The organism is Coleofasciculus sp. G2-EDA-02 (genome assembly GCF_040226375.1).
Lineage (GTDB): Bacteria > Cyanobacteriota > Cyanobacteriia > Cyanobacteriales > Coleofasciculaceae > Coleofasciculus.
Window position 1 is genome coordinate 1 of sequence record NZ_JAVKEW010000172.1, and the last position, 9,381, is coordinate 9,381.

The 9,381-nt window shown below is 45.9% G+C and carries 4 protein-coding genes; 1 reads left to right on the forward strand and 3 read right to left on the reverse strand.

What is annotated here, in order from left to right:
• Positions 1-986: 986 nt before the first annotated feature.
• From RLO19_RS20640 to RLO19_RS20650, 3 genes are all read right to left on the reverse strand, one after another.
• Positions 987-1,325 carry an antibiotic biosynthesis monooxygenase gene (locus RLO19_RS20640; RefSeq protein ID WP_446359311.1) on the reverse strand — a complete coding sequence of 113 codons (339 nt, stop codon included), beginning with the start codon at positions 1,323-1,325 and terminating at the stop codon, positions 987-989.
• Between the two features lie 70 nt (positions 1,326-1,395).
• On the reverse strand, positions 1,396-3,765 hold the full coding sequence (locus RLO19_RS20645; RefSeq protein ID WP_446359312.1) for a hybrid sensor histidine kinase/response regulator: 2,370 nt from the start codon (positions 3,763-3,765) through the stop codon (positions 1,396-1,398).
• Positions 3,766-3,979: 214 nt separating this feature from the next.
• Positions 3,980-4,852 carry a sulfotransferase domain-containing protein gene (locus RLO19_RS20650; protein ID WP_446359313.1) on the reverse strand — a complete coding sequence of 291 codons (873 nt, stop codon included), beginning with the start codon at positions 4,850-4,852 and terminating at the stop codon, positions 3,980-3,982.
• A gap of 64 nt (positions 4,853-4,916) precedes the next feature.
• Between RLO19_RS20650 and cobN the strand changes: the two genes are divergently transcribed.
• Positions 4,917-9,128 carry a cobaltochelatase subunit CobN gene (gene cobN, locus RLO19_RS20655; RefSeq protein ID WP_446359314.1) on the forward strand — a complete coding sequence of 1,404 codons (4,212 nt, stop codon included), beginning with the start codon at positions 4,917-4,919 and terminating at the stop codon, positions 9,126-9,128.
• The last annotated feature ends 253 nt before the right edge of the window (positions 9,129-9,381 follow it).

Sequence of the window (9,381 nt, forward strand, 5' to 3'; positions counted from 1 at the left end):
TAAACCTAGACGGCTTTTAAACTATGAGCTGGCAAGCACCCATAGATTCCATGACCCCAATAACGTAGCGTTTGCTGAGACTGGCGATCCATCAATGGAATGATCGTGTTGTCCACGGTTGTCCAGTGTTAGGCGGATAGCGTCGTTCGTAGTCAGGGATGCGAGCCCTCTCCAGCTAGACATTAGAGCACTTTAGTGTTCACTACAAACAAAGCCCTATTTTAGCTGGATCACGCCAGTAAGGTGAATTGTGCCAAAGCCGCTAATAGCAGTTCCCAAGTGCTGATGGTACACCCAAATGTAGGGGCGCAAGGCTTGCGCCCTCACGCCTGTACCTCACCCGGTTGCCAACCGCTGTAATTGGTGGATTAGAATTGTAGGGGCGCAGGTTGTGTGTCCGATCTAACCATAAATCTATCCCACCATTTTAGCTGTGTCAGTCCAGTAGTGGCGTGGCACAGCTAAAATTGAATTGGGCGCAAGCCTTGCGCCCCTACACCCCCCCTGCCGTTTCTTTTACGTGATTCTAATCCATCCAATTAGGTGTGCCACGACACGACAAGAGCAGCGATCGCCCTAATTCACTTTTTTTGGGGTGTTCGGAGTTGCGCCAATTTTACCTTCAATTTCCACCCTAGTCCTGTTAGACTGTCTCAAGTCCTTGAAAGCGCGATCGCTGCTCGAAGGAACGGCTTCCCATTATTATCTGCAACCCTTGTTGAGAGATTATTTGAGAAACCGTTTTGGTTTGAGTTCTAAGCCTCGGCAAAGGTTTGCTCAGTTGGTCCTTCAGCAAATAGATAGAGGCGTACCATTAATGAAGTCCTCCCCCAATAACATTTTTCTCCCAAACTTCCCCAAAACTGTATTCATCAAGCCAATCTGCTAATTCTGTGGAATCTAGCCGTTTAAAGTGTATGAGCACAACTCCAAATCCATCGTTTTAATGGACTTGAAGCCGTTGAGAATGATTCGTTGCAGCATGATTATTCCTCTGCTGTTTTCACAGAAGGCGGTATTTGACTAGAAACTTCATAAAATGTAGTCGTGGGTGGCTTGATAAACAAATGAGACATCTTCTCCAAAATCTGTTGATAAGCCTCATTTTGATTTTCATCCATGTCTTCGATATGATCCCAAAAGATAACGGCAATTCCTTTATCAGTTCCAGGTTCTCGCAGCATGTATGCCCCTTGGAATCCGTGAGTGTAGGTCGAGACGGCTTCTTCATAAAGCTGTTGGGCTTCTTCAAATTTACCGGGCTTAAATTCCCCGATCGCTACATAGGCATACTTGTGTTTGAGAAAATCTAGAAATTCGCTCATTATTACACTCCTTATTGATTAAGTCAACAACTAAGTATCAATGACAAATGACAAATGACAAATGACAACTTTATATTGCCATCAATGTGGCAACTTTTTGCAAAAGTTGGGCAGGTTCTACGGGTTTGGGTAAGTAATCGTCAACGAGGGCGTTAAGATCTTGCTGTTCATCGGCTGAGAGTGAGGATGTAATCAAAGCCAAAACTTTGATGTGTGCTGTCGTAGTCTTATGGTGGAGATAATAGCTGATCTCATATCCGTCCATTGCCGATAACTGCCAATCCACAATCACAGCATGGGGTTGCAACAGTTCAATTTGCCTCACGGCAGTCGAACTTTCGATCAGCCAAACTAGATGATAACCCGCCGCCGTGAGAATTTCGCAAATGGCTGTTGCACTGGCTTCATTATTTTCGATTAAAACGATACTCCCTGGTACCGGAGATCCCTTTCCCGATGGGGCGGCTGATTTGGTTGCGCCTGAAACAACGGATTGGATGGGCAAGCAAACGGTAAAGATAGAGCCTTTTCCCACAGTGGATTCAACTTCAATCGTACCGCCATGGAGTTCGACCAATTGTTTGGTCAAAGCTAGCCCTAAACCTGTACCTTCGTAGGTACGCTGATAGGTTGTCTCTAACTGCTGAAACTTTTGAAACATCAGGGGAATCTGTTCTTGGGGAATGCCAATGCCCGTGTCTTCGATTTGAAATACAGCTAAATTATGTTCTCGCCACCCTCTTAAGGTGACTTGACCACCAGCCGGGGTAAATTTTATCGCATTTCCCAATAAATTAAACAGAATTTGCCGGAGTCGGCGTGGATCAGCCTGAAAGCGATCCTTTTGGGTGGGGACTTGCCAATCCAGGGTTAATTCTATCTGGCTACTCCGGGCTTTTTCTTTTAAGGATTGTAAGGTTTGCTGGGCAAGATACCACAGGGAAAACTCGCTGATATTTAAAACGGCTTTCCCCGCCTCTAATTGGGAAAAATCGAGAATATCGTTAATCAGTTCCAGTAGGTGTTCTCCATTCTCTTGGATGGTTTGTAAATAATGCCGTTGCTTCTCAAGGGATACGGTTTTGCTACCTCCCTCCCCCCAGGACCAACGCAATAATGTTGCCGATAGTCCAATCACACAAGTCAGGGGCGTTCGCAACTCATGACTCATCGCCGCTAGAAATTCACTTTTGGCATGGTTAGCGGCTTGTGTGGCTTGCAGCGCATCCCGAAGTTCTTGGGTGCGCTCAATCACTCGCTGTTCTAGGTTACTTTTTTGCTGGTGCGCTTGGGCATACAGTTGAGCCTGATAAATAGCAACAGCCAGGTGTTCGGCAATTTGCTTGAGAAATAGTTTTTCGCTTTCTTGCCAGTGTCGGGGTGCAAAACATTGGTGGGCAATCAGTAATCCCCACAGGCGATTTTGAACGATAATCGGCGCGACTAACTTGGCTTTAACTTGGGTTTGTCGCAGCAGTTGGAGTAAGCAGGGAGAATCGCTGTAGGCGACTTCAATATCATCAATCGCCCCAGTAAATCCTTGGTGATATCGGGTGCGACAGTTAGGAATATGGAGGGCGCAGTCCTTTTCCTCTCGCCAATTGAGGACAGAACCAATTTTATCCGAATAGCGGGCTTCATAGGTGACACAACCCTCATCCTGTTGTGAGGGAAGCGGTGAAGTTAGAGATTTGGCGTTCTCGAATTGATCGGCAACATCCGTGGAATTGTCAACCTCGGTTTTATTACCCTCCTCGCTAAGGTTAACCAAATCACCGTCAAATTGATAGATTAATAGGCGATCAACATCCAAAAAATGGCGCACCTCATCGACAGCCGTGGAGAGGATAACCGGTAACTCCAGACTTTGACGGATGTGGGTGGTAACCTGATTGATCAGCCGTTCCTGTTCAACTTGTTGGCGCAGCGCTGCTTCAATGGGTTGAGCTACCTCACAGTAAGGATAGATGGGTTCGTTGCTGATCGGATTAGCACTGAGTACATCCATCAACAACAGGGTAAATTCACTCTGGATATCCCCTTGGTTCGGTTCTGGATAGGTTTGGGCAAGTTGGAAAATATGGAAAATCTGGGGGGAGTTGGTGAAGCGTTGAGTGAGCCCGTCGAGAAAATCTGCGATCGCGTCTGACTCAAAGGTTAACCCAACCTGATACAGGCTTGAATGAGCATTTGTCTCAGTTTCCCCCGGTGACTCGATTGCAGCCGCGATGAGCAAGGCGCGGAACACTGGAGACACCAGCACTGTAAATCGTTGCACCTGTTGATCTAGACCCACGGATACAATGGGTAAGTCCTGCGATCGCAAGAGTACAGCATCCCTACCAACTTTTACCTGCATCTGCTGCAATAACTCTTGCAGCCGCTCGAACATTGACAATGGCAACGTTCGGCTAAATCTTGGATTCCCCAATATCGCCATGAGTTTGGTTTGTTTGAGCAAGTGACAATGCTTCACCCCTGATTCGGTGTAAGCTGAGCCTCTATTCGATGCTATCCAAGATATAGCGGTTTATTTATAATATCTTTCTTAAAATTTTTAGTATTTTCTACTCTATCCATTATTGTATCACTTTGTAAAGAACGTAAACTTTTGTCCGCAGGTATTATGTTTACATTTCCCTTCTATCACTTACCTACTGGAGCCAGATGGAAAGATCCCTTTGGAGTAAATCTTGTAGCTTCAAGATATCTTCCCGATACACCTCAATGAGCTGCTGACGTATTTCATGAGGCAGTTTCGGCGGTTGCTCTAAGTTTTGGTTTCGCAAATCCACGTATGTTTTGTATATCTTATTCGACCATCGTTGAGAAATAATTGGGGATAAGGTATGGTAAATCGGCTTTATTTTTTTAATAAAACTATCTATTTCTTTATTTCTAGGTATACCCCCTTTATTCGCAGACCCAAAAGATTTGTTAATTTTAAAACTTGAATCAATTCCTAGAAAATTAAATAGATCTTCCATTAATCCATCAGGATTATCTTTTAAATTTTGGAACAAACCTAACTTTATCTGTTTAGCGGAAAAGAGGCTATAGTATCGCTGTAAATGGCTATAGTAAAATCCTCCTATGATTAAACCAGATCTTTTTTTAACAATGTCATGAAAGTCATCAATTATTTCCTGATGCGTATAACTGGACAACTTCCTCACACCAAGCATTAGCAGCATAATATACAAGGAATACATTCTATTAGCCGGATCACGCAAGATAGCAATAAGCTTAGCGTTGGGAATATGGTATTGTATACGTTCAGCCGCTTGAGGATGAGTTAAGTAGCTCGTCGAGGCTTCACCAATGGCTATTTCATCAGAGGCTCCTTGAAATAAAGCTTGATAATCTTCTAAAGTAGGGATAGGATAATCTTTCGTTCCATTTTTCGAGAAAAAATGCGGCTCTTTCCGAGGACTCATATAAATTTGAGGATGTTGTTTGAGATATTGATAAACTGTTGTCGTTCCAGCTTTCGCTGCACCGATGACCAAAAAGTTAGGTAATCTCATACAATCAATACAGTCCCAACCTAAATGAATACAGATAAAATACCACAGGATCTCTAAAAAGACTATGCATCGGATTGCTGCGACACCTGGCGGATGGAATCCACAAGCAGAAGGCGTCATTTTTATTGAGCAGACACCTGCGCCGATTATTTTAATCACAGCCGCTGACACTGATATTCAAACCTTGGCGGCGTCAATGGCTCATTTGCCCCCAGATTTTCCTGCGATTCGAGCCGTTAACCTCTTACAATTGCAGCAGGAATTAACGATTGATACCTATTCCGAACAGGTTTTAGAGAAGGCAGATGTTATTATTATTCGGCTTTTGGGTGGATCTGCCTACTGGTCTTATGGATTAGAAGTCGTGCAAACAATGGTGCAACAAACAGGAGCTAACTTAATCCTATTGCCAGGGGATGATCGCCCAGATCCCAATTTAATTAGTCATTCTACCATTCCGTTAACCGCCGTTCACCAGCTATGGCGCTACTTTATTGAAGGAGGTGTAGAGAATTGTACAAACGCCCTCAAATTTGTAGCAGATTTGTGCTTGGGAAGAAGCTATGAGCCTCTACCTCCTAAACCGATACCGCGTGTGGGGGTTTATGGGTGGGGAGATGAAAGCGCTAAAGCGCTTACTACGAACTCTAAAGTGGGGATTTTGTTTTATCGCGCTCATTATTTGGCGGGAAACACATCACCGATTGATGCACTTTGTCAAGCTTTAGTTGAACAACAGTTGCATCCTGTGCCACTATTTGTCTCGTCATTACGTGATCTGGAGGTACAAGCGGAGGTATTATCCTATTTCCAACCAAAAGATGGTGCGGGAATTGAGGTTTTGCTGAATACGACGAGTTTCTCTGTTGCTAAATTAGATGCTCAGGAACTATCCCTGATAACTAAGGACAAAAATTACTCTGATTCAACCCTCAAAAGCCAAACGTCACCCCATCGTAGGGGCGAAGCTTATGCGTCCAGATTGTTCGATTCGACGACTAAATTTTCGTCGCATAAGCTTCGCCCAGTCACAGGCATAGACAATGAAATATCCGGATTAGAGTTATGGCAAAGTTTGGATGTACCCGTACTACAAGTCATTTTTAGTGGCGGGACAAAGGAACAATGGGATAAACAATTTCAGGGATTAACCCCTAGAGATACGGCAATGAATGTAGCATTGCCAGAAGTGGATGGACGGATTATCACTCGTGCGGTTTCATTTAAGGCGGTACAAACCTGGAATCCGCTGCTGGAAACAGATGTAGTGGTTTATGAATCGGTGCGCGATCGCATCAATTTTGTCGCCTCTTTAGCCGCGAATTGGGTAAAATTACGCCAAACCCCGCCATCAGAACGGCGTATTGCCCTCATCTTAGCTAATTATCCTAACCGAGATGGACGCCTCGCTAATGGTGTGGGGCTCGATACCCCTGCAAGCTGTGTGGAAATTCTTCAGGCGTTGCAAGAGGCGGGGTATCAGGTAGAAGATAGTCCAGAAACCGGAGATGAACTGATCCAGCGCTTAACCAGTGGGGTAACAAATGACCCCGAAGGCTGGGAATTACGTCCGGTACAACAGTGGTTATCTGAACAAGAGTATCACGATTATTTTAATACGTTACCTTTAACGGTACAACAAGGAATCTGTAACCGTTGGCATCAGGAAATTCAAAATTCACCCATTCGTAGGGGCGAAGCTTATGCGCCCAGATTTGTCGGTGCTACGGCTCAATTGTCATCGCAAATGCTTCGCCCAGGCACAAACCAAACGTCAACAATTCCCATTCCGGGAATCCAATTAGGTAATATATTTGTCGGCATTCAACCATCGCGGGGTTATGATATTGACCCAGGATTAAATTATCACGCGCCGGATTTAGAACCAACGCCCGCTTATTTAGCCTTTTATTATTGGCTGCGGCAGAAATTTGGGGCGCATGGGGTGGTACATCTGGGTAAACATGGCAATTTGGAATGGTTACCGGGGAAAAGTTTGGCACTATCCCAAACCTGTTATCCAGAAGTCGCATTAGGGACAATGCCCCATTTATACCCATTCATTGTTAATGATCCAGGGGAAGGCTCGCAAGCGAAACGGCGATCGCAAGCTGTGATTATTGACCACCTGACACCACCGATGACTCGCGCTGAACTCTATGGTTCTTTGCAACAGCTTGAAGGGTTAGTCGATGAATATTACGAAGCGCAAAGCTTAGATCCCTCTCGCTTACCGATGATCCGCGATCGCATCACTCAATTGGTTATCCAAGAAAACCTGCACCAGGATTTGGGATTTGAGGATAGGGAAGCAGGGGCTGTAGGGGCGGGTTTTACCGATAACATTGTGTCGATGTCAGATAGCTTGACTAAACCCGCCCTTCTAGGGAAAGCTGGGGAAGCGAATCTTTTAACTCAAATCGATAGTTACCTGTGTGAATTAAAAGAAGCTCAAATTCGGGATGGGTTGCATATATTAGGACAGTGTCCCCAGGGACGACTATTGCGAGACTTAACTGTGGCAATTGCCCGTCATCCGGGGAGAGGGCGCTTAGGGTTAACTCGTGCGATCGCCCAAGACTGGGGATGGGATTTTGACCCCCTGATTCCAGAGGGGGAAAATAAGAGAGACGCGATCGCACAATTAGAAGCCCAAGCTGCTGAATTGGTGGAATCCCTGATATCAAAGGCAGAAGGGTTCAATAAGGCACAAGGAAAGGCTCAAAACCATGCCCTAGAGGATGACGTAGGATCAACACTTAGTCAGGGCGGGTTTTGTACAAATGTTACTCTCAATAGCGACAAGAATGTTCCTAAACCCGCCCCTACAGACGCGCCATGGCACGTAGACGCGCCATGGCGCGTCTCTACACTTAATGCCCGAATCGGACAACGAACGCAACAGGAATTAGACTGGATTCGCGATCGCCTTTTACCCGCCTTAACCCAAACATCCCAAGAACTCACTAATCTGTTGCAGGGATTAGATGGGCGCTATGTCGAGAGTGGGGCGGCGGGTGCGCCAACGAGGGGACGCCCGGAGGTATTACCCACAGGTCGCAATTTTTACTCTGTTGATATCCGTGCTATTCCTACGGAAACGGCGTGGGATGTGGGACGTAAGGCGGCGGAAGCGGTGGTTGAACGCTATACCCAGGATAATGGGGAGTATCCCAAAACACTGGCATTATCCGTATGGGGAACGTCAGCGATGAGAACCGGGGGCGATGATCTGGCTCAGGCGCTGGCGTTGTTGGGTGTGCAACCGATTTGGGATCGCCCCTCACGTCGGGTTGTGGATTTTGAAATTCTGCCCCTGTCGGTGTTAGGGCGTCCGCGTGTGGATGTGACGCTGCGGATATCGGGCTTTTTTCGCGATGCTTTCCCCAATCTAATTGATTTATTTTACAGTGCCGTGGTCGCTGTTGCCGCACTGGATGAATCCCCTGAGGACAATCCCTTAGCGGCGCAAGTGAAACAGGAGAAAGAGTTTTGGTGTCAGGCGGGATTGAGTGAAGAGGAAGCCGAGGCGCGATCGCGCTATCGTGTTTTTGGCTCGAAACCGGGGGCGTATGGTGCAGGGTTACAGGGATTGATTGAGGCGCAAAACTGGCGTGATGAACAAGATTTGGCGCGGGCGTATATGAATTGGAGTAGTTATGCTTACTGTGGTACGTCTTCCCAAAATCAGGAGGGGGTTGCAGCACCAGAAGCCTTTGCACAACGCCTGAAGCAATTGCAAGTTGTTTTACATAATCAGGATAATCGGGAACACGATTTACTCGATTCTGATGATTATTATCAGTTTCAAGGGGGATTAACTGCATCGGTACGGGCGCTGACGGGTAAGAATCCGCAAACCTATTTTGGGGATAATTCGATTCCTGAAAATCCCAAGGTGCGACGGCTACAGGAAGAAATTGCCCGCGTTTATCGTTCCCGTGTGGTGAATCCCAAATGGATTGAAGGGGTAATGCGCCACGGATATAAGGGGGCGTTTGAAATGGCGGCGACTGTGGATTATTTGTTTGCTTATGATGCGACAGCCAATTGTGTGGCAGATTATATGTATCAAGGGGTGACGGAGGCTTATCTGTTGGATGATAAGGTACAAGAGTTTATCCAGCAAAAGAACCCCTGGGCGATGCGGGATATGGCAGAACGGTTACTAGAGGCGCATCAGCGATCGTTGTGGCAATCCGCTAAACCTGAGATACTGGAGCAATTAAGAGCGATCGCCCTGCAAGCAGAAGCCGTGATTGAAGGGTTAACTTGAGCGACTGACTTTTGAGTGATTTTTGAGTGATGATGAGACAATACGCCAATTCTAAAACATACGTTTCTTTCTCCAGAAGTAGCTGATGTGACACTTCAATGGGTGGAATGCGGATTGACCGAGAACTAGGGATACAAGCCTCGTCCTTTTAGGACGACTTTTTATTTTCTCTTAGTCTTGTATTGTAATAAATAATGTGTTAATCTATAAAAGTAGTCTAGCACAGGCGAAAGTCGTGAGTATCGCCAATCGA

What these genes read in the sequence shown, in the direction of transcription:
- RLO19_RS20640 (WP_446359311.1), bottom strand. Translation starts at nt 1,325, where the DNA reads ATGAGCGAATTTCTAGATTTTCTCAAACACAAGTATGCCTATGTAGCG.
- RLO19_RS20645 (WP_446359312.1), bottom strand. Translation starts at nt 3,765, where the DNA reads ATGGCGATATTGGGGAATCCAAGATTTAGCCGAACGTTGCCATTGTCA.
- RLO19_RS20650 (WP_446359313.1), bottom strand. Translation starts at nt 4,852, where the DNA reads ATGAGATTACCTAACTTTTTGGTCATCGGTGCAGCGAAAGCTGGAACG.
- cobN (WP_446359314.1), top strand. Translation starts at nt 4,917, where the DNA reads ATGCATCGGATTGCTGCGACACCTGGCGGATGGAATCCACAAGCAGAA.